The following is a 20,269-nucleotide window of genomic DNA, read 5'->3' on the forward strand; positions in this document are numbered from 1 at the left end:
TATCCACGACAAAGAGTGGTAAGTACCTGAAGTTATTGCTGTTTTGTTACAGGGTCATGACAGAATCGGTAGGCTCCGATGAAAAGCTGGCACTTTGCCGTGCTGCTTGCACGCGGTTGCGCCCGGCATGTTTGGCGCGGTAGAGCGCTTCGTCGGCTTGGGTGGCCATCATCAGGCTGTCGGAATCGGCCTGCAGTTCGACCACCCCGGCGCTGAAGGTGCACCACAGGTCCTGGGGTTGTGCCGGGTAGTGGATTTCGGCAAACCGCTGGCGAATTTCATCCAGCACTTTATAGGCTGAATCGAGGTCGGTGTCGGGCATGACGATGGCGAACTCTTCGCCGCCATAACGGCCGATATAGTCGGTCTTGCGCAGGCGTTGCTTGAGAAACAGCGCCAGGCTCTTGATCACCCGGTCGCCCATGGGGTGGCCGTGGCTGTCGTTGACCCGCTTGAAGTGATCGATATCGAGCATCGCGAAGCTCAGCGGCTTGCATTCACGGCGGGCGCGAAAGCTGCAGTCTTCGAGCAGTTGCAGGATATGGGTGTGGTTGTACAGGCCGGTGAGGCTGTCGCGGACCATCCGCGCCTTGAGATTGCGGGCGCGGGCGGCGCGGTTGCGCACGGTGGTGATCAGGTGGCGCGGCTTGATCGGCTTGGTCAGGAAGTCGTCGCCGCCCTCGCTCATGGCGTCGAGTTGCTTGTCCAGGTCGTCTTCGGCTGACAGGTAGATGATCGGTACGCTGACATAACGGTCGTTGTGGCGGATGACCTTGGCCAGTTCGGTGCCGGTGCAGGCGGGCATGTACATGTCGAGGATGATCAGGTCGGGCTGGAAGTCCGCCAACTCGGCCATGGCCTGGATCGGATCGATCAGGGTCCGGGTGACGATCCCGGCGCTGTTGAGCAGGCGTTCGGTGTGCAGCGCCTGGGCTCGCGAGTCGTCGATGATCAGTACCTTGTACGGATCGTATTGGGCGACGCAGGTAAGGATTTCGATCTTTTCCAGCAGGCTGGAAGCTTCCAGGGTCCCGGTGAGGAACTCCTGGCCTCCGGCGCGCACGGCGGCCAGGCGAGTCGGGGTATCGGTTTCGTGGAGACTGAAGAACAGCAGCGGCAGTTTCTGTTCCAGGCCCAACTGCGCTTCGGCCGCCAGGTGCAGGCCCATGCCCGTGCCGCTGAAGTCGACGTCCATGACGATGGCCGAAGGCAGGCGCTCGGCCATCGACGAACGGAACGCCGCGACACTTTCCAGCGACTGGGCACTGAGGCCGAAGAATTCCAGTTGCTTGGCCAGGCGCTCGCCGCGGTCGTGGTCTTGCAGCATCACGTAGACCGGCTTGCGCAGCGGCGGCAGGAAGGTGTGTTCGAGCTGGTCGCCGTGGCGCAGGCCGGTGCGCGACAGGCGCTGCATCAGGCGATTGAGTTCGGTGATCAGGCCGCTGCTCAGGCGCCCGCGGTTGGCACTCACTGCTTCCAGGGAGTGACTGATGTGGCGGGCCAACTGGCTATGTTCGGGTTGTTCGAAGCGTTCGGCGAAGCGCAGCAGGCGCAGGTTCGCCTCGCTCAGCTCGGACATGTCGACGCTCGACCATTCGCTGCGCTGCAGGCGTTGCCAGATCTCGAGGATTTGCCGGGCCTGATGAATGACCCGCTGGGCAAAGTGCTGCTTGAGGCGCTCGCGGCTGGGGTCTTCTGGCTCGGTCATGTCCTGACTACTAGTGAGGGGAACGGCTGGGATCGACTGGTGGCTCTATGCTAGCAGCTCTTTTCGTCAATGGCCGTGTCGTACGTCAATTAACCTGATTCATTTAGTGACCAGCCGGTTCTGTGTGCGTTTTCTCCCACAAGCAGGGCGCAGAGGTCGTATCGAGGAGGCGTCCCACCGGGGCTTGATTTATAGTGCTCGCACGGATGGCAACGCTGCCGTGCCCTTGGCCTTGTACGAAGACAGGAAAGGCACGATGGGGCAGGGTTGTGGTCGAACCGATGAATTCAGGAAAAGGATAGAGCCATGCTGGACTGGAAAAAACGCGAAGACAGCGCGCCGGAACGTGCCGCCGAACCCAAGTCGGCGACCCGCGGTTACTTTCGCGGGATGCTGTTCAGTCGCGCCTTGGCGACCCTGCTGGGCTTGTACCTGCTGACCACGATCCTCATCGGTTGGTACTGGAGCCAGGAGCCGGCGCTGTTTCCAGTGCAGCAGAATGCGCAGTTGGCCGCCGAGAAGGAAGGTCGCAAGATGGTGGTGGGCTACACCACGGTGGAAACCCTCAAGACCGTGGCCGGTACCTTGCTCAGCAAACCGGGCGGCTACCTGTCCAACGATCGCTTTCCGCCAGGCGTCTGGCTGGACAATATCCCCAGTTGGGAATACGGCGTGCTGGTCCAGGTCCGCGACCTGACCCGCGCCTTGCGCAAGGACTTCGCCCGTTCCCAGTCGCAATCGGCGGAAGATGCTGACCTGGCCAAGGCCGAACCGCGCTTCAACTTCGACAACAAGAGCTGGATGCTGCCGTCCAGCGAATCGGAGTACCAGGAGGGGATCAACTCCCTGAGCCGCTATCAGGCCCGGTTGTCCGACCCGAACCAGAACAACGCGCTGTTCTATGCCCGCGCCGACAACCTGAACAACTGGCTCGGCGATGTCGCGACCCGTCTCGGCTCGCTGTCCCAACGCCTGTCAGCCAGTGTCGGACGGGTCAAGCTCAACACCGCGTTGAAAACCGAAAGCGTGATCCCGGGGCAGGTGCCGCAGGTTGACGAGGAAATCGTCGAAACCCCGTGGTTACAGATCGACAACGTGTTCTATGAGGCGCGCGGCCAGGCCTGGGCGCTGTCGCACCTGCTGCGGGCCGTCGAGGTCGACTTCGCCGATGTCCTGGCGAAGAAGAACGCCACGGTCAGCGTGCGCCAGATCATTCGTGAACTGGAGGCCTCCCAGCAACCGGTGTGGAGTCCGATGATCCTCAATGGCAGCGGCTTCGGCATTTTGGCGAACCACTCGCTGGTAATGGCCAACTATATTTCCCGGGCCAACGCGGCGGTGATCGATTTGCGTCAACTGTTGAACCAGGGTTGAGCCATGGATAATGCTTCGCGGGAGGCCCGGCACCGCGCCGCCTCCGACGCCGAACAGATCGCCTGGGTCGACGCCGATGACCAGTTGCTCGGCGCCCTGGCCCGAATCGAGTTGCGCGAGCGCGGCCTGATCGGGCGCGGCACCTATATCCTGCTGTTCAACTCCGCCGGTGAGCTGTGCGTGCACCGGCGGACCTTGAGCAAGGCGATCTACCCGGGTTACTGGGACGTGGCCGCCGGCGGCATGGTCCAGGCCGACGAAAGTTATGCCGAGTCCGCTGCTCGCGAGTTGGAAGAGGAACTGGGTGTCAGTGGCGTGCCGCTGACCGAGCATGAGCACTTTTTCTTCGACCAGCCGGGCAACCGGCTCTGGTGCGCGGTGTTCAGCGCGGTCTGGGACGGGCCACTGCGGCTGCAGCCGGAAGAGGTGCTCGAGGCGCGTTTTGTCCCGCTTGATCAGGCTCTGCGCGAAACCCTTGAAAAGCCCTATTGCCCGGACTCCCTGGCGGCGTTGAAACGTTATCTGCAATAACACCGTAGCGACGTCGCAAAAGCTTCATGAATTGGCGCTGTTTGGCTATTGGGCCGAGGGCTTTTTGCCGTTACACTGCGCGACTTTCAAAGCTGCGGCGGCGTTGCCCGCCGCAGTTGCGCTGCCCCTGCCTGAGTGGGGCTTCGCGGTCGCAGGCCCCTCCCGGGGGTGTGACCAGTCTTTTAGTCCTCCCAAGAGGATTGCCGGTGGCCAAAAAAGCCGCATCCTTCGCCGCCCTCGGTGGCCTGGTGTTTTCCACCGACGCAGGTCGACATTGCCCGGACTGTAGCCAGCCGGTGGCTGCCTGTATCTGCAAACAAAGCGTTCTTCCGGCCGGTGACGGCATTGCCCGCGTGCGTCGCGAAAGCAAAGGCCGTGGCGGCAAGACGGTGACCACCATCACCGGCGTGCCCTTGGCCGAAGACGCCCTCAAGGACCTGGCGACCGCGTTGAAGAAACGCTGTGGGACCGGTGGTGCCTTGAAGGATGGCGTTATCGAGATCCAGGGCGATCACGTCGAGTTGCTGTTGGCCGAGCTGGAAAAACACGGTTTCAAGGCGAAAAAGTCCGGCGGCTAGCAGCCTCTGTGAAAACCACTGTGAAGTTGACCTGCCGGCCGGGCTGAACGAGGCCGGGCTGTCGTCCCCATGGTTTTCACAGAGCCTGTTCCCGAACAGTTTCTAAACTCGGTGCTGGATTCAAGGTCTTAGTCCCTTGTATGCAGGCGAATCGTCATTTTCATTCTTTAGACTGCGCGCAGCCTGGACCCAGGCGGCGCTATTTGACTTCTTTATAGGGGACTTCGATGTCCGTACGACGCACACGCAAAGACGATGGCAGCCAATGGACAGTTGCGGACAGCCGCAGTGTTTATGGGATTCGCCATTGGGGGGCCGGGTATTTCGCGATCAATGACGCCGGTCGCGTCGAGGTTCGTCCGAACGGTCCGAGCAGTTCGTCCATCGACCTCTTCGAGCAGGTCGAGGAACTGCGCAAGAGCGGTTTGTCCTTGCCGTTGCTGGTGCGCTTCCCGGATATCCTGCAGGACCGCGTTCGCCAACTGACCGGGGCCTTTGACGCCAACATCGAACGTCTGGAATACCAGAGCAAGTACACTGCGCTGTACCCGATCAAGGTCAACCAGCAGGAAGCGGTGATCGAGAACATCATCGCCACCCAGAACGTCTCCATCGGCCTGGAAGCCGGCTCCAAGCCGGAGTTGCTGGCGGTGCTGGCCCTGGCGCCGAAGGGCGGCACCATTGTCTGCAACGGCTACAAGGACCGCGAGTTCATTCGCCTGGCACTGATGGGCCAGAAACTCGGTCACACGGTCTTTATCGTGATCGAGAAAGAATCCGAGGTTGAACTGGTGATCGAAGAGGCCGCGGCCCTCAAGGTCAAGCCACGGATCGGCCTGCGGGTGCGCCTGTCGTCCCTGGCCTCGAGCAAGTGGGCCGATACCGGCGGCGAGAAGTCCAAGTTCGGTCTCTCGGCGGCGCAGTTGCTGTCGGTGGTCGAGCGTTTCCGCGATGCCGGCCTGGACCAGGGCATTCGCCTGCTGCACTTCCATATGGGCTCGCAGATCGCCAACCTGGCGGACTACCAGTACGGTTTCAAGGAAGCGATCCGCTATTACGGCGAATTGCGCAACCTCGGCCTGCCGGTGGACCACATCGATGTCGGCGGCGGCCTTGGGGTGGACTACGATGGTACCCACTCGCGCAACGCCAGCTCGATCAACTACGACATGGATGACTACGCCGGTGTCGTGGTCGGCATGCTCAAGGAATTCTGCGATGCGCAGAACCTGCCGCATCCGAACATCTTCTCCGAGAGCGGCCGCTCGCTGACCGCCCACCACGCGATGCTGGTGGTGCAGGTGACCGACGTCGAGAAACACAACGACGACGTGCCGCGCATCGAGAACCCCGAGAACCTGCCGGAAACCGTGCAATGGCTGGTGGAGCTGTTGGGGCCGACCGATATCGAGATGGTCACCGAAACCTACTGGCGGGCCACGCACTATATGAGCGACGTGGCCACCCAGTACGCCGACGGCAAGCTGACCCTGGCCGAGAAAGCCCTGGCCGAGCAATGCTATTTCGCCGTGTGCCGGCGTCTGCACAACTCGTTGAAGGCGCGCCAGCGTTCGCACCGCCAGGTGCTCGACGAACTCAACGACAAGCTGGCCGACAAGTACATCTGCAACTTCTCGGTGTTCCAGAGCCTGCCGGACACCTGGGCCATCGGCCAGGTCCTGCCGATCCTGCCGCTGCACCGTCTCGACGAAGAGCCGCTGCGCCGTGCCGTGCTGCAGGACCTGACCTGTGACTCCGACGGCAAAATCAAGCAATACGTCGACGAGCAGAGCATCGAAACCAGCCTGCCGGTGCACGGCCTGAACGACGGCGAGGACTACCTGCTGGGGATCTTCCTGGTGGGCGCCTACCAGGAAATTCTCGGTGACATGCACAACCTGTTCGGCGATACCGATTCGGTGAACATCTACCAGAACCCGGATGGCAGTGTTTACCACGCCGGTATCGAAACCCACGACACCATCGAGGACATGTTGCGTTACGTGCACTTGTCGCCGGAAGAGCTGATGACCCACTACCGCGACAAAGTCGCCAGCGCGAACATCAGCGTCAAAGAGCGTACCCAGTACCTGGATGCCCTGCGCCTGGGGCTGACCCGCTCCTCGTACCTGTCCTCATAAGGCCGCGCCAATAGTTCCTAGGAAATGGCCTTGTTTGAGTTTGGTTTTTTCCTGTGATCTTGTAGGCATTGTCTGTTTGTTAAAAACCCACCCTTCGCGGTGGGTTTTTTATGCCTTGAAGTCAAGATGATGGCTTCCTCTGTTCCGTGTTTGGTGTAGGTCTTTTCTCTAACACTACTTCAGCCCTCCATTCGGCCTTGTCTCTCGGCGAGAATCCCTGTCGGTGCCACGTATGAGGAAAGCCAATGTTCGATCCAGTCAACGAGCCGTTTTTTCGGCTGGATGTAGCGGGCTTGTCCCATCCCCTGATCGTCACCGCCTTTACCGGTACGGAGGCGATCGACGAGCTGTTTGCCTTTGAACTGGATGTCCTGGATGAGGAAGGCGAACTGGATCTGGGGGGCTTGATGTACCGCAGTTGCTACCTGGCGCTGGGGGCCGGGAACGGCGGTTTTCACGCGCAGATACAGGGCGTCAATCTGACGCTGCAGGGCTTGGCGCGGGGCCATTGCCGCCTGTCCCTGGGGCCGCGCCTGGGTTGCCTGGGGCAACGGGTGACCCGGCGCCTGTTCCAGCACTGCTCGGTCCCGGCGATCATTGCGCGAGTCCTCGAGGAACACGGCCTGGGTGACGACGCGGTGCGTTTCTCGCTCAAGGGCCACTATGCCCGACGTGCGTATTGCGTGCAGTACGAGGAGTCGAGTCTGGCGTTTGTGCAGCGGCTTTGTGCACAGGAGGGGATCCATTTCCACTTCCAGCACAGCCGGGATGCGCACTGGCTGGTCTTTGCCGATCATCAGGGGGCGTTTCGCCGGGCTCATCGGGCGCGCTTCGCCCATGAGACGGGCCCTGGGGTGCTCGATCTTTGCGTCACGCTGACTGAAAACACTCGCCGGCGCGGCGGTCGCGGGCCGCAGGTGGCGGAGGGCGAAAGCGATCTGTTCGGCCTGGCCAGCGGCACGTACCTGCCCGTTTCGGGTCATCCTTGTGCGGCCTGGAACCGTTTGTGGTTGGTCACCCGGCTTCGCCATCGTGGTGACAGCCTGCCCGGCGGGCCTGCTGACCCCGGACCGCAGGTGCGCTACAGCAACACCTTTGCGGCGACGTCCTGGGAGGTGGCCTTTCGTTCCCGAAGGCGCTGGCCGAGTCCGCTGTTGTCGGGCCTGTTCCGCGCGCAAGTAGTTGATACCGACGAACGGGGGAGCTTTCGCGATGCCCTGGGGCGAGTGGCGGTGCGGATCGACATTTTTTCCCAGGGCGGTGCGGCGTCACAGGTACCCTGCTGGCTGCCGCTGGCCTGCTCGCTGCGGCATGAGTGTGAGGCAACCGGCTTGGCACTGACGGTGGGCAGCGTGGTGTGGGTACGGTTCCTGGGTGGGGATCCGCAGGCGCCGCGGATTGTTCTGCGCGACCATGCCCGGTTGCCGACGCGGCTGCCCACGAGCGCCGCATGTCTGCACCGGGACCTGATCCGCGAGTCTCTGCAGGGCGGTTATCCGCTGGTGCTGCTGTGTGGGCAGCCCATGGGCGACACGGAGCGTCACTGCGTGGTGCAGGATTGTGCCTGCCGGGGTGCGTTCCCGCGAAGGGGGACGCCGTGAGGACGGCGGACGAGGCCAGCCAGTGGTTGTTGCTGGATGTCCCGGGTGCGCCGGGGCTGGTCGAGGTCCTGCAGGAGCGTTACCCGCACTACCTGGCTTACAACCTGTTCGAAGGCACGCCGTTTCAAGGTCTGGGTGAAGTCGCTCCGCGTCTGTTGCAACTGGCCGAGGATTGCCCGTTGAGCCGCTTCAGCCAGGCCAATCCGAGTCTCTGCCCCGGCTTGTTCCTGCACACTCGGGCGTCGGTGCCGGTGTTGCTGGCCCATTTGCGGCAGATCCTGGTGGTGGGCTTCGACGATCAGCATCGGGGTTTGCTCAGCTACTACAACCCACAAACCGCCAGTTATTTCTTCGATTCGTCGGACCCGCGCGAACTGAGCGGCTGGCTTGGCCCCATCCACTGTCTGTACTGGCATGGTGGGACCTGGGCGGACCGGGCTATTGGCAGTGTCGGCTGGCAGCAGTTGTTCAACCCCGGACTCGACATTCCCGCCCTCGGCGCGCCGCCGGTCTTGAGCAGTCGCCAGCAGCGGCGCTTGCAGAGCTGTCTGCTGGAGCGCCACGCCTATCAGTGGAGCCGCTGCAGCGGGCATGAATACGAGCGGACCTGGTGCCATGTGCAGGAGGGCATTGCCGAGGGTTTTCGCGAGTACGGCCTGCTCGATGGCTGGCTGCATCTGCGCGCGGAGTATCCCGCGGCGCCTATTCCCACGGGGCTGCCGGGAGACTCCCCGGTCGAGCGTCTGGAAAATCTGCGTCGTGTCTGGGGCCGCGGCCCTGATTGAGCCTGGGAGGTTGCCCTGCCAGTCGCCGCTTAGTACGCGACCTGGCTGAACCAGCCGTCGTTACGGCGCAGCTTCACGGCGTAGAGCCCCAGGATCAGGCTGCGCAAGGCCATGAACAGCAGGAAACTTATCCACAGGCCGTGGTTGCCAAAGCCACTCAGCAGCCAGGCGCAGGGCAGGCTGAGCAGGACGCTGAGCAGCATGCTGTCGCGCATTTCCCGGGCGCGGGTGGCGCCGATAAACAAACCGTCGAGCAGGTAGCTCCAGACCGCGATCAACGGCAACAGGGCCAGGTAAGGCAGGTAGCCGAAGGCGATGTCGCGCACGCTGGGGATGTTGGTCTGCAGGCTGACAAACAGTCGCCCGCCGAGCAGGAACAGCAGTCCGAAGCCGAGGCTCGCCAGCAGCGACCAACCCGCCGCCACCACCAGGGAACGGCGCAAGGTGTCGCGATCGCGCGCGCCGATGGCGTGGCCACAGAGCGCCTCCACGGCATGCGCCAATCCGTCCAGGGCGTGCGCGGTGAGCAGCAGGCCGTTAAGCAGCAGAGCGTTGGCCGCGACGGTGGCGTCGCCCAGGCGCGCGCCCTGGACGGTGATCAGGAAAAACACCGATTGCAGGGCCATGCTGCGAATGAAGATATCGCGGTTCACCGTCAGCAGCGGGCGCCAGTTCCGCCAACGCTGGAGTGCCGCCCAGGCGATGTGCCCGGGGTAGGCGCGCAGGGCCTTGCCGGTCAGGCTCAGGCCGAGCAGGGCGCCGGTCCATTCGGCGATCACCGAGGCGCGGGCCGAACCGACCACGCCCCAGTCCAGTCCGAGGACGAACCACAGGTTCAGGGCAATATTCACCAGGTTGGTGCTCAGCAGGATGGCCAGCGGCGCGCGGGCGTTCTGGGTTCCGAGGAACCAGCCGACCAGGGCATAGCTGGCCAGCGCCGCCGGCAGCCCGAACAGCCGGATGTGGAAGAAGTCCAGGGTCAACTCATGCAATTCGGGTGAGGGTTGCATGAAGGTCAGTGCCAGTTGACTGAACGGCACGGCGATGCTCCCCAGGAACAGCGCCAGCACCAGGCTCAGCAGCAGCCCCTGGACGAGCACCTGGCGCAACGCCGCACCGTCGCCGCGTCCAGCGGCCTGGGCGGCGAAACCGGTGGAGCCCATACGCAGGAAGCCCATGGCCCAGGCGAGAAAAATATACAGGCTGGCCCCGACCGCCACCGCGCCGAGCTGATGGGCATGGGGCAGGTGACCGATCACGCTGCTGTCGACCAGTGCCACCAAGGGCACGGAAATATTCGACAGGATCATGGGCGCGGCGAGCGCCCAGACCCGGCGGTGAGTCGGGCGGTCGCGCCAGTCAGCGATCAGGGGGGACATGCGGGCTCCTTGCAAGAGCGGGCATTGTAGCGGCTACTGAATGACCCAGCTCAACAACCAGAGCCCGAGTACCAGCCAGAGGATGCCGAGAAAGATCGAGGCGCGCATGAAGGCGCGAACCGCCGAGTAGAGCAGCATCAGGCCGAAGATCAGGATCAGGATGCTGAAGAACGAGGGACTCATGCCCAGGGCGCGGGCGAAGCCGTCGATAAAGTTGCCGCCGGCATGGGTCAGTGCGTGGAAGAAGCCGCTGAGTCCATCGATGATAAAGCGGATCACCGAGCCCAGTGCCTGGCCCAGCCATTCGAAAAAGCTTTCTACCTGCATTAGGTACCCCTGATGAATAAGTCGACTGACGCGCCGCACTCGCAGGGAGCAGGTTTTACAGACCTCCTCGGAGGTTGTCCAGACAGCGTATCAGGAGGGGTTGACCAGATGCATTCTGGGTTGTGGAAACAGGTTGTTGAGGGTTTCCAGCAGGCGCACGTGGTAGATGGGTTTACGGAACAGATCCAGGACCTGCAGCCGCAGCATATCGCTGACATCATCCGTGTCGGTATGGTCGGTGGTCACGATCACCGGTAGGTGCTGGCGCGAGGTGTGTTCACGCAGGCGCTTGATCAACGACATGCCGCTTTCTTCCGGCATACGCAGGTCGGTGATCACCAGGGCGATATCCGGGTGATGCGTCAGGTGCGAGAGCGCGAGCTCGACGGAGATGGCGGTGAAGCAGCAAAAGCCTTCTCCCTCCAGCAATTCGGCCAGTTCCAGCAGTGCGTCCTCTTCGTCGTCCACTAGAAGGAGCTGCTGGCGTGGGGCGGAAGAGGCGTTCATGGGACCATTCCTGTCACTGAGTTCGCTTCCTAGTGTAGCGCCTCTTTACCCGGATGAGGTCGGACGGCGACCAGGTGTCGGCGGCACGGACCCTGGGGGCACAGCGCACGAACCAGGTTGATAGAGCAAGACTATGCATCGGCTAAAAAACGCCCTTTCCCGGCGAATGATCCTATGATGAAAGCAATGTGCAGTTGTCAGGGTAGACGTTGTCATGAACCCCAGCCCCCCTAAGAAACCAAAGATTGTCGCCGCCATAGAGTTTGACCTTGTGTGCGTGATGGTGCTCACCGTGATCTCGAGTCTGCAACTTTGAGCGCGGGAGACAAACTGTTCGGGCTCCTGCTGGGGCGGGGCAGTGAGTCGGCGCCCGAGTCCGTGCGCAATCTGTCCGCCCCGGCGTTCGGCTTGCAGATCCGGCTCGACGACGAAGGCCGGGTATTGAGTGTCGACGGTCCCTTGCGCCATGACCTGGCGCCGCAGGATGCGGCGGGCGGGTTACGCGACCTGCTGCTGCTCTCCAGTCGCCTGTGTGTCGAGGGCGTGCCGGCGGATTGGCTCGGGCAGAGCCTGGACCTGGACTTCATCGGGCCGGCCGGGCAAGTCCTGCATACCCGCGCCTGGGTCCAGCCCGGCAGCGTGGGCTGGTGGCTGCAGGCTGTGGATATCGGTGACCTGCTGGAACACAATCTGCGCTCATCGCTACGTGAGCAGTTGCAGTATTTCGCCGGGCAGATGAGCGAACAATTGCGTATGTGCAGCCTGGCGCGCTTGCCCCAGGTGCTGAACGAGCAGTTGCAGGGGCTGTCCCGACACTGGCGGATTCCCTGTGTCGCCCTGGCGCTGCTGGACGAACATCAGCAGCAGTGGATGGTGTACAGCGAGTATCGGGCCCATGACGCCCCGGCCCTGTGGCGGACCGGTCAAGTCCTGGGTCGTGGCCTGGACAGCCTCAACGGCATGGTGCCGCTGTACTTTAGCGCGCAACAAGGCCTCAGTGAGCATATGCGCCTGCAAGGGGTGATGGGCGATGCCGATGGCTTGCTTATTCCTTTTTGCGATGACCATGGGGTGGCGGCCTGGTTGCTCGGCGGTTTTTACCCGGTGCAACAAACGGCGGCGCGATTGGAGGACCGCGACTGGCTGCAACTGGCGGCGGCTTTGGCCGCGCCGTTGTTGGCCCGCCTGCGGCAGCAATCGCACCATCATCAACTGGAGCGCCTGGAGGTGTTGCAAGGTTTGCTGGGCACCGGTTGGTGGGAATGGACCCCAGCCATTGATCAGTTGCAACTGGCTCCGCAATTGGCCCGGGGGCTGGGGGTGGAGGCGTCGTATGGGATGTTGTCGCTGGAGGGTTGGCTGAGGCTGTTCCATGCCACCGATCGCCAGGAACTTTCCAGCCGCATGCACGACTTGCAGCAGGGCAAGGCGCTGCTGCAAGTCGTGCGACGCCATGCGGAGGATGCCCTCCAGATCCCCCAGTGGTATCGCCTTCAGGGACAAGTGCTGGGTGTCGGTGACAGCCTGCGGATGATTGGCTTCATGCTTGATATCAGTGATGCCAAGCGTCAGAAGTAGCTCGCCACGGCCGCTGTCGGTGCGACTACTTCGGCGGATATGCGCTCATCAACTTGGCCAGCGCCTGATTGATCGCCGCGCTACGCTCGGCGGGTGTCGAACCGTCGTTGAGCCTCTGCTCGGCACTGCCGCGCCAGACCAGCTTGCCGTCCTTGCCATCGAGCAGGTCGACCTGGATGGTCGTGGCCTGGTAATCGACGTTGCGGGTTTCCGTGTACCCAGGGCCGCCCCAGAAACCACCGTGCCAAGGGCCACCCCAACCGCCGCCGTAGCTGGTGCTGACCTGCTGCTGGCGGTTGTCGACGATCAAGTACGCCTGGACCTTCACATCGGCCTTGCCGCCGGCCATGGCCGGGCGCAAGCCATGCTGGTCCAACTGCTCGGCGACCGCCTGGCGAATACGCTGCTCGGTCAAGTCGCTCTTGATCCGCGGATCATCTGGTCGGTACTGCAACGCGGGTTCTTTCCAGCTCCAGCTGCGGTAGGCGGCGAAATCGCGGCTGGCGTCGAAGTCATGGCTGACCTGGGTGGTTTCGCAAGCGCTGAGCAGCACGGCAAAAACCACTAAAGCAAGACGGCGGAACATGATTTTTCTCCGAGACGGGTCTAGCGGGGTGGATAACTGGCCAGGGCCTTGCTCACGGCTTCGCGCAAGGCATCCGCGCGTTCGAGCTGATTGCCCTGGGTGCCGGTCTCGGCGCTGGCGCTCCAGACCGGTTGGCCGGAGCCCGCGTCGAACAGGCTGATGCGCACCACCAGCACTTGCACCTCATAGGTGCGCATGATCGGGGCGCTGGGGTACATGCCATAGCGGTAGCCGTAGGGGCCGCCGGCGTAACCGTAGTCTTCCTGGACCTGGCGCAGACGTTTCTCCACCTGCAGGTCGGCGCTGACCCGCAGGTCCGGCGGCGCCGTGTCGCGGCGTGGCCGCAGGCCCTGCTGTTCGAGGGCATTGCCCACCACTTCGGCCAACTGCGCCGGATCGGCCCAGGGGCTGCCCGCGGGCAGCCGGTCATTGCTCCAGGCCCAGCTGCGGTAGCGTGCGTAGTCCCGTGGCGGCGCCGGGTAGCTGCTCAGGTCCGGGGCATGGGCGACCGGCGCCGGAGCGGGCGGCAGGGGCATGGCGCTGGCGGTGTAGGGGTTGTCGCTCTGGCAGGCAGTCAGACCCAGGCACAGCGCGAGCAGGCAAAAACGGCGACTCATTGCATCCTCCCTATTCAGACCGGACGGCAGATCCAGTGCAGGTAACGTCCCAGTCCGGCAAAACCGGGATGGCGGCGGTGGGCCAGCTCCATTTCCAGCAGGTCCGCCAGGGCGGCGCGGGCCTGGAATTCAACCGGCATGTAATCGTGGAAAACCCGCACACCACTCTGGGTTTCGACCTGCCACAGACCTTCAAGTTGCGCCGCCAACTCCCGTGGATCAAGCGGTTGTTGCGGGGTCAGACTGTGCTTTTCGCCGGCCATGTCGTTCTTGCGCATCTTGCGGAAATGGCCCTTGAGCAAGTTGCGGTAGATCAGCGCATCACGGTTGTAGAAGGCCAGGGACAGCCAGCCATCCGGTTTGCACAGCTGGTGCAGCACCGGCAGGATCGCATGGGGTTCGGCCAGCCATTCGAGCACCGCGTGGCAGAGCACCAGGTCATAAGGTTCGGTGAGCTGGCCGAGCAGGTCCTGCCACGGCGCCTGGATAAAGGTCGCGGTTTGTCCGGCCTCGGCAAAGCGCTGGCGTGCACCCGCGAGCATCGGTTCGGCGGGTTCGGCGAGGGTCACCTGATGACCGCGCTCGGCCAGCCACAAGGACATATGACCCAGACCCGCACCGATATCCAGCACCCGCAACGGGCGCTGCGGCAAGCTCTCGGTCAGGTCGGCCTGGAGCACGGCGAGGCGGATCGCGCCCTTGGCCCCACCGTAGATTTTCTCGGCGAAACGGGTTGCCAGCTGGTCGAAATGACGGTCGCTCATTGGGCGAAGCGCCGTTCGCTGTCGGCCAGCTTGGCGCGGACCACCTCGTTCATGTCCAGCCCCAGTTCACTGCACAGCAGCAGCAGGTAGAGGACAATATCGCCGACTTCCTGCCCGGCATGGGCGAGTTTTTCCGGCGGTAACTGGCGCGATTGATCCTCGCTGAGCCACTGGAAAATCTCCACCAGCTCGGCCATCTCCACGCTGGCGGCCATGGCCAGGTTTTTCGGGCTGTGGAAAGTTTTCCAGGCGTTGCGATCGCGGATGCCGTGCAGGCGTTGGGTCAGTTCATCGAGGTTCATGCGGGTGTTCTCCTTCAAGGCGTCTAGCTTCCGGTGGATGAGAACGGGAAGCAAGGGCCTTGCTGTAGGGATAACACCTGGAGCCGATGAAATATTCGTCAGGGCGGGTAGGTGCAGTGTCAGGCAATCGGCTGCCAGCGACCGCTCAGATGCTCCAGCCCCTTGGCCCCGGACAATTTGAACGCGCCGTTCGAACCGGGTGCGCTGGCCCACAGGCCGACTTCGCCGGGCAGGCGCACCGGCCTTCTGAACGCCACCTCGATCTCGATATTGGCGCTCGGCAGGTGCTCGTGCAGGGCCGCGAGGATACGGGCCTTGTTCCACAAACCATGGGCGATGGGCCGGGGGAAACCGAACAGGCGGGCGCTCAGGGCCGTCAGGTGGATCGGGTTGTAGTCACCGGAAACCCTGGCGTACCGCCGGCCGATATCGACCGGAACCTGCCAGTGCGACAGCTCGGTCAAGGGCAGGGGCGAGGCCTTTTTTTTCTTCGCCGGCTTGGTGTCCAGGTTAACGCCCCGGCAGAGTATCCGGCTTTCGGCTTCCCAGAGCGGCCCGAGGGCATCATCGATCTCAGTGAGCAGATCGAAGGTCGCGCCCTGGACATGGGGCTGCAGGTTGCGTACCTGCACGCCGACCCGCAGATTGCTCATGCCGCCCAGGGGCCGTAACAGGCGGATACGGTTGTTCAGGTGAACCAGGCCCGGCAGTGGAAAGGGAAACTCCTTGGCCGTCAGCAATTGCAGTTGCAGGGGCAAGGCCAGCACATGGGGATAGGTCGCCGGCATCGGGCTGCCCACGGCAAAGCCGCAGACCCGGCGATAGGCAGCCAGGCGCCGTTCATCGACGGTCACCCAACTGCGTAGCCCCAGGTCTGGCAGGTGTTGGCCGGCGATAATGCGTCGTGTCGCGGCACGCAAGTAAAGCGCGGGCAAGCTAGGCGCGGCGGTCAGGTATTGCCAGTTTACGGGCATGCGCGGGCTTTCCATGAGCGGTCGCTATAATTTGTAGGGGTTATCTTTATTTATCGTGGGCAATATCTTTCCCATCATAGGACGGATTCGTTGCCTTGTATTGCTCTGATCCCAGGCGTGAATGCAAGGGCCTGCCATCGCAGTGTTGCGCACCAACGGCTTGCCTGGTGTCGGCAGCGCTGGTCCTGTCGGCATTGTCAGAAGTGCCCGCTTGGCCTAAGGTCGCAGCCTGAACGCCGTCTTGCGACATAAGGTCTATTCATGCCGACTAACGGACAACGTGGTCCCCAACGCCAGATTCCGACCCTGTCGTCCCTGCCGCGGCCGCTGTACGCCCGGGCCGAGAGCCTGAGCGCCGGCTCGTGGACGCCGCGTCATCGGCATGACTGGGTGCAGTTTTCCTATGCCATCAGCGGGGTGCTGGGTGTGCACACCGCCGAAGGCAGCTTCTTCGCGCCGCCGCAATGGGGCGTGTGGATTCCGGCCGGGCTGGAGCATGAGGTGGTCACCTCGATGCGCGCGGAAATGCGCAGTCTGTACGTGCGTCGCGAGGATTGCCGGTGGGCGCCGGCGCGGTGCCGGGTGCTGGAGGTGACGCCGCTGGCTCGGGAACTGATCAAGAGTTTCTGCCGGTTGCCGGTCGATTATCCCGAGGACGGTGGCAGCGAAGGGCGCTTGGTGCAGGTGTTGCTGGATCAGTTGGCGGGGTTGCCGGAGGTGGGGTTTTCGCTACCGCTGCCGCGTCACTTGCGACTGCTCGACTTGTGCAATGAGCTGATTGAAAACCCCGAATTGGCGGTGACCCTGGGGCAGTGGGCCGAGCGCCTGGGCATGTCGGAAAAAACTTTGATGCGCTTGTTTCAGCGTGAGACCGGCCTGAGTTTTCGTGGCTGGCGTCAGCGCGCCCGATTGCTGTCGTCGCTGCGGACGTTGGAGGCGGGTGACAGCGTGACCCGGGCCGCGCTGTCCTGTGGTTATGACTCGACGTCGGCCTTTATCGCCGCGTTCAAGGGCTTGTTCGGTTATACGCCGGGGGAACTGTTCCGCCACTGAGTGCCGAAACACCGCCGCACCAATGTGGGAGCGGAGCTTGCCCGCGAAGAGGCCCTTGAGGGCGCTAAAAGCTTCGCGGGCAAGCACCGCTCCGACGTGTGTCTCAGGTCCGGAACCGCTTGACCAACGCATCCAGTTCGCTGGACAGCCCCGCCAGGCCCTGGGAGTCGAGCCGCGCCGAGTTCGCCAGTTCCGCCACCAACTGCGCATCGCCATGGATCTGGCTGATATGTCGGTTGATGTCTTCGGCGACGTGGTGCTGTTCTTCCGCCGCGGTGGCGATCTGGGTGTTCATGTCGCGGATCACGTCCACCGACTCGCGGATCTGCCCGAAACTGGTGCGTGCCAGGCCGATACGGTTCACCGATTCCTGCGACACCTCAAGGCTGGCATGCATCTGTTGCGCGACCTGGCTGGTGCGTTTGGCCAGATTACCGAGCAGACCGTCGATTTCCGCCGTGGAGTCGGCGGTACGCTTGGCCAGGGCTCGCACCTCGTCGGCGACCACCGCAAAACCACGGCCTTGTTCTCCGGCCCGGGCCGCTTCGATGGCGGCGTTGAGCGCCAGCAGGTTGGTTTGTTCGGCAATCGAGCGAATGGTGCCGAGAATCGACTGGATATTGTTGCTGTCGGTCTCCAGTTGCTGCATCGACTGGGCCGACTGCGAGATTTCATGGCTCAACTGGTCGACGCTGGTGACCGCCGCATCGATCTGCTGCTGGCCTTCGCGGGCCTGGCGCTGGCCGCTGTCGGCCGATTCGGCGGCCTGGCTGCAGGAGCGGGCGACTTCGTTGGCGGTGGCGACCATCTCGTGGAACGCCGTCGACACCATGTCCACTGCCTCGCGTTGGCGTCCGGCGGCGTCGGCCATGTCCCCGGAGACCCGGGTGGAGTTACGCGACGAATCGAGAATTTTGTTGGCCGACTGGCCAATGTGCTGGATCAGGCTGCGGATCGCGCCGAGGAACTGGTTGAACCAGTTGGCCAGCTGCGCGGTTTCGTCGCTGCCACGGATCTGCAGGTTCTGGGTCAGGTCGCCTTCGCCCTGGGCGATGCCTTCCAGGCCGCTGGCCACGCTGCGGATTGGCCGGACGATGAGGCTGGCGAAGCTGGCGCCGACAATGGCGAAGATCACCGCGAGCACGGCGGCGATAATTGCCACCAGCCAGGTCAGCTGGTTGGCCGAGGCCATCACTTCGCTCTGCTTGATCAGGCCGATAAAGGTCCAGCCCAGTTGCTCGGACGGCCAGACGTTGGCCATGTAGTGCTCGCCGTTGATATCGACTTCCACCAGGCCTTTGCCGGCCTTGGCCAGGTCCGCGTAACCGCCACCGAGACTGCCCAGGGCCTTGAAGTTGTGCTCCGGCTGCTTGGGGTCCACCAGCAGGTTGCCGCTGCTCTCCATCAGCATCAGGTAGCCGCTTTCACCGAGTTTGATCTGCTTGACGATCTCGGTGAGCTGCTTGAGGGTCACGTCGACACCGACGACGCCTCCCTGGGGCCCCAGCTTGTTGTCCACGGTGCGCACGGTACCGATCATGACGGCGTCGTCGGCAGCCCAGTAGTAGGCGGAGGTCCGCAGGGTCTTGCCGGGGTTGGCTAGCGCGGTCTTGTACCAGGGACGGACACGTGGGTCGTAGTTGGCCAGTTTCGGGTCGGCTGGGGTGGAAACGTAGCCACCGTTACCAACGCCGTAGGACACGTAGGAATAGGCCGGATGGGCCAGTCGCATGCCCTCAAGCAGGTCGTAGATCTGTTTGTCCTGCTCGTTAAGGGCCGTTTGCCCGGCATCGGCGCTCATGTAGCTCTTGAGCACACCATCGGAATTTTTTATCAGTGGATGGTTCGTCATGTATTCAACGTTCTGACTGACGCCGTCGAAGAACAGCTGCATGGCGTTGCTGACCTGACGGATTTCCCGGCCACTGCCGTCGACAAAGTTGCTGCGGGCTTCGCTGCGCAGGTTCAGTACCACCAGGGTGGCAACCAGGACCACCGGTAAGCAGGCGACGATTGCAAACGCCCAGGTCAGTTTCTGCTTGATGTTCATCCGCGCTCCAGATTTTTCTTGTAGACCCCAGACGTGCTGATCACGTGGGGGCGGTATAGGGCAGCTGTGAAAGTGATGGTTGTGCTGAAAATCCGTTTCGCTGGCGGCGTGCTGATTGTCCGACAAAAACGCCTTTGTCTTAAAGCGCTTCGGCTGGCGCGGAAAAAAGTTGAGGTATAGGGTGGATATTCTGATTTTTTCTGAGCATCAGGCTGTCGACCGTGCTCGGAAACCACAAGGTGCTGCCTGAGCCATAGCCTGATAATCGTCGGCTATTCTCTGGCGTTGCGGCGTTCACTTGGCCGATTCGTCGGAATAATCTGGCACATTGAGTGCATTGGAGAGTATTCGAGGTCGGCATCCTCTCCCCGCTGTGAGAGGATTGCCGTATAACGAGTGACATTCGCGTGTTTGGCAATAAAGGACCCACAATAAAAGCTGATGAAGACTCCAAAACGCATTGAACCCCTGATCGAGGACGGTCTGGTCGACGAGGTGCTGCGCCCACTCATGAGTGGTAAAGAGGCAGCGGTTTATGTGGTGCGCTGTGGCAATGAGCTACGTTGTGCCAAGGTCTACAAGGAGGCGAATAAACGAAGTTTTCGTCAGGCGGCCGAGTATCAGGAAGGCCGCAAGGTGCGCAACAGCCGGCAGGCCCGGGCCATGGCCAAGGGCTCCAAGTTCGGCCGCAAGGAGACCGAGGACGCCTGGCAGAACGCGGAGGTGGCGGCGTTGTTCCGTCTGGCCGGTGCCGGCGTACGGGTGCCCAAGCCGTTCGACTTCCTGGAAGGCGTGCTATTGATGGAGTTGGTGGCGGATGAGTACGGCGATGCCGCGCCACGCCTCAACGACGTGGTGCTGGAACCGGATCAGGCGCGCGAGTATCACGCGTTCCTGATTTCCCAGATCGTGCTGATGCTGTGTACCGGTCTGGTGCATGGTGACCTGTCGGAGTTCAACGTGTTGTTGACGCCGCAGGGACCGGTGATCATCGACCTGCCCCAGGCGGTGGATGCGGCGGGCAACAACCATGCCTTCAGCATGCTGGAGCGCGACGTCGGCAACATGGCGTCGTACTTCGGGCGTTTTGCTCCGGAGCTCAGGGACACCCGCTATGCCAAGGAAATGTGGGCGTTGTTCGAAGCCGGCACCTTGCATCCGGGCAGTGTGCTGACGGGTGAGTTCGACGATCCGGAAGAACTCGCCGATGTCGGCAGCGTGATGCGCGAGATCGAAGCGGCGCGCTTCGAGGAGGAGCGCCGGCAGGCGATCCGCGCGGCGGATGACAAGCCGCCGAGCAAGGCCGAAGAGCCGCCTCCGCCGTGGATGCAGCAGTGATCGAGTAAAAACTGTGGGAGCGGTGCTTGCCCGCGAAGCTTTTAGCGCTCTCAGGGGCCCCTTCGCGGGCAAGCAC

The 20,269-nt window shown here is 62.8% G+C and carries 19 protein-coding genes and 1 pseudogene; 9 read left to right on the forward strand and 11 right to left on the reverse strand.

Annotated elements, in window-relative coordinates; translation table 11 throughout:
* Positions 1-46 precede the first annotated feature (46 nt).
* Positions 47-1,708 carry a diguanylate cyclase gene (locus AC07T0_RS24250; RefSeq protein WP_495003563.1) on the reverse strand — a complete coding sequence of 554 codons (1,662 nt, stop codon included), beginning with the start codon at positions 1,706-1,708 and terminating at the stop codon, positions 47-49.
* A 306-nt stretch (positions 1,709-2,014) separates the two neighbouring features.
* Here AC07T0_RS24250 and AC07T0_RS24255 point away from each other — a divergent pair, with 306 nt between their 5' ends.
* From AC07T0_RS24255 to AC07T0_RS24280, 6 genes are all read left to right on the forward strand, one after another.
* Entirely contained in the window at positions 2,015-3,082 is a 1,068-nt protein-coding gene (locus AC07T0_RS24255) for a DUF2333 family protein (RefSeq protein WP_495003564.1), read from the forward strand.
* 3 nt (positions 3,083-3,085) lie between these two features.
* Complete coding sequence (locus tag AC07T0_RS24260) at positions 3,086-3,613, forward strand: NUDIX hydrolase (RefSeq protein ID WP_495003565.1); 528 nt, start codon at positions 3,086-3,088, stop codon at positions 3,611-3,613.
* A gap of 206 nt (positions 3,614-3,819) precedes the next feature.
* Entirely contained in the window at positions 3,820-4,191 is a 372-nt protein-coding gene (locus tag AC07T0_RS24265) for a translation initiation factor Sui1 (protein ID WP_248800307.1), read from the forward strand.
* 227 nt (positions 4,192-4,418) lie between these two features.
* Positions 4,419-6,332: an arginine decarboxylase gene (gene speA, locus AC07T0_RS24270; RefSeq protein WP_495003566.1), complete on the forward strand. Its 1,914-nt coding sequence runs from the start codon at positions 4,419-4,421 to the stop codon at positions 6,330-6,332.
* A 245-nt stretch (positions 6,333-6,577) separates the two neighbouring features.
* Positions 6,578-7,933: a contractile injection system protein, VgrG/Pvc8 family gene (locus AC07T0_RS24275; RefSeq protein WP_495003567.1), complete on the forward strand. Its 1,356-nt coding sequence runs from the start codon at positions 6,578-6,580 to the stop codon at positions 7,931-7,933.
* Positions 7,930-8,718: a DUF4123 domain-containing protein gene (locus AC07T0_RS24280; RefSeq protein WP_495003568.1), complete on the forward strand. Its 789-nt coding sequence runs from the start codon at positions 7,930-7,932 to the stop codon at positions 8,716-8,718. The genes AC07T0_RS24275 and AC07T0_RS24280 overlap by 4 nt, the downstream gene beginning before the upstream one ends.
* A gap of 29 nt (positions 8,719-8,747) precedes the next feature.
* On the opposite strand, the gene AC07T0_RS24285 is transcribed toward AC07T0_RS24280, so the two are convergent.
* The 3 genes from AC07T0_RS24285 to AC07T0_RS24295 all read right to left on the reverse strand — a co-directional run bounded on the left by AC07T0_RS24285 (position 8,748) and on the right by AC07T0_RS24295 (position 10,931).
* Complete coding sequence (locus AC07T0_RS24285) at positions 8,748-10,097, reverse strand: MATE family efflux transporter (protein WP_495003569.1); 1,350 nt, start codon at positions 10,095-10,097, stop codon at positions 8,748-8,750.
* 33 nt (positions 10,098-10,130) lie between these two features.
* A complete protein-coding gene (locus tag AC07T0_RS24290) occupies positions 10,131-10,424 on the reverse strand; it encodes a hypothetical protein (protein ID WP_495003570.1) in 294 nt (97 codons plus the stop codon).
* Between the two features lie 90 nt (positions 10,425-10,514).
* Positions 10,515-10,931: a response regulator gene (locus AC07T0_RS24295; RefSeq protein WP_495003571.1), complete on the reverse strand. Its 417-nt coding sequence runs from the start codon at positions 10,929-10,931 to the stop codon at positions 10,515-10,517.
* 312 nt (positions 10,932-11,243) lie between these two features.
* On the opposite strand from AC07T0_RS24295, the gene AC07T0_RS24300 reads away from it, so the two are divergent.
* The gene (locus tag AC07T0_RS24300) at positions 11,244-12,509 is read left to right on the forward strand and encodes a hypothetical protein (RefSeq protein WP_495003572.1); all 1,266 of its coding nucleotides are present in this window, start codon (positions 11,244-11,246) and stop codon (positions 12,507-12,509) included.
* Between the two features lie 25 nt (positions 12,510-12,534).
* Here the strand turns inward: AC07T0_RS24300 and AC07T0_RS24305 are convergent, their stop codons facing one another.
* The 5 genes from AC07T0_RS24305 to AC07T0_RS24325 all read right to left on the reverse strand — a co-directional run bounded on the left by AC07T0_RS24305 (position 12,535) and on the right by AC07T0_RS24325 (position 15,752).
* The gene (locus AC07T0_RS24305; RefSeq protein WP_495003573.1) at positions 12,535-13,095 is read right to left on the reverse strand and encodes a DUF4136 domain-containing protein; all 561 of its coding nucleotides are present in this window, start codon (positions 13,093-13,095) and stop codon (positions 12,535-12,537) included.
* A gap of 20 nt (positions 13,096-13,115) precedes the next feature.
* Positions 13,116-13,712 carry a DUF4136 domain-containing protein gene (locus AC07T0_RS24310; protein WP_495003574.1) on the reverse strand — a complete coding sequence of 199 codons (597 nt, stop codon included), beginning with the start codon at positions 13,710-13,712 and terminating at the stop codon, positions 13,116-13,118.
* Positions 13,713-13,726: 14 nt separating this feature from the next.
* Positions 13,727-14,476, reverse strand: a complete 750-nt coding sequence (locus tag AC07T0_RS24315) for a methyltransferase (RefSeq protein ID WP_495003575.1) — start codon at positions 14,474-14,476, stop codon at positions 13,727-13,729.
* Positions 14,473-14,778, reverse strand: coding sequence for a MazG-like family protein (locus tag AC07T0_RS24320; RefSeq protein WP_495003576.1), 306 nt, complete (start codon positions 14,776-14,778; stop codon positions 14,473-14,475). Before AC07T0_RS24320 ends, AC07T0_RS24315 begins: the two co-directional genes overlap by 4 nt.
* Before the next feature lie 119 nt (positions 14,779-14,897).
* Positions 14,898-15,752 carry a MaoC family dehydratase gene (locus AC07T0_RS24325; RefSeq protein ID WP_495003577.1) on the reverse strand — a complete coding sequence of 285 codons (855 nt, stop codon included), beginning with the start codon at positions 15,750-15,752 and terminating at the stop codon, positions 14,898-14,900.
* A gap of 261 nt (positions 15,753-16,013) precedes the next feature.
* Here AC07T0_RS24325 and AC07T0_RS24330 point away from each other — a divergent pair, with 261 nt between their 5' ends.
* On the forward strand, positions 16,014-16,805 hold the full coding sequence (locus AC07T0_RS24330) for an AraC family transcriptional regulator (RefSeq protein ID WP_495003578.1): 792 nt from the start codon (positions 16,014-16,016) through the stop codon (positions 16,803-16,805).
* A gap of 103 nt (positions 16,806-16,908) precedes the next feature.
* On the opposite strand, the gene AC07T0_RS24335 is transcribed toward AC07T0_RS24330, so the two are convergent.
* Together AC07T0_RS24335 and AC07T0_RS24340 are read right to left on the reverse strand one after the other, a co-directional pair.
* Entirely contained in the window at positions 16,909-17,676 is a 768-nt protein-coding gene (locus AC07T0_RS24335; protein WP_495003603.1) for a methyl-accepting chemotaxis protein, read from the reverse strand.
* Between the two features lie 90 nt (positions 17,677-17,766).
* A pseudogene (locus tag AC07T0_RS24340) lies at positions 17,767-18,855 on the reverse strand (cache domain-containing protein); the annotation flags it as partial.
* A gap of 441 nt (positions 18,856-19,296) precedes the next feature.
* On the opposite strand from AC07T0_RS24340, the gene AC07T0_RS24345 reads away from it, so the two are divergent.
* Entirely contained in the window at positions 19,297-20,193 is an 897-nt protein-coding gene (locus tag AC07T0_RS24345) for a PA4780 family RIO1-like protein kinase (RefSeq protein WP_495003579.1), read from the forward strand.
* The last annotated feature ends 76 nt before the right edge of the window (positions 20,194-20,269 follow it).

The sequence above is a fragment of the Pseudomonas sp. GW821-FHT04D07 genome (assembly GCF_059420225.1).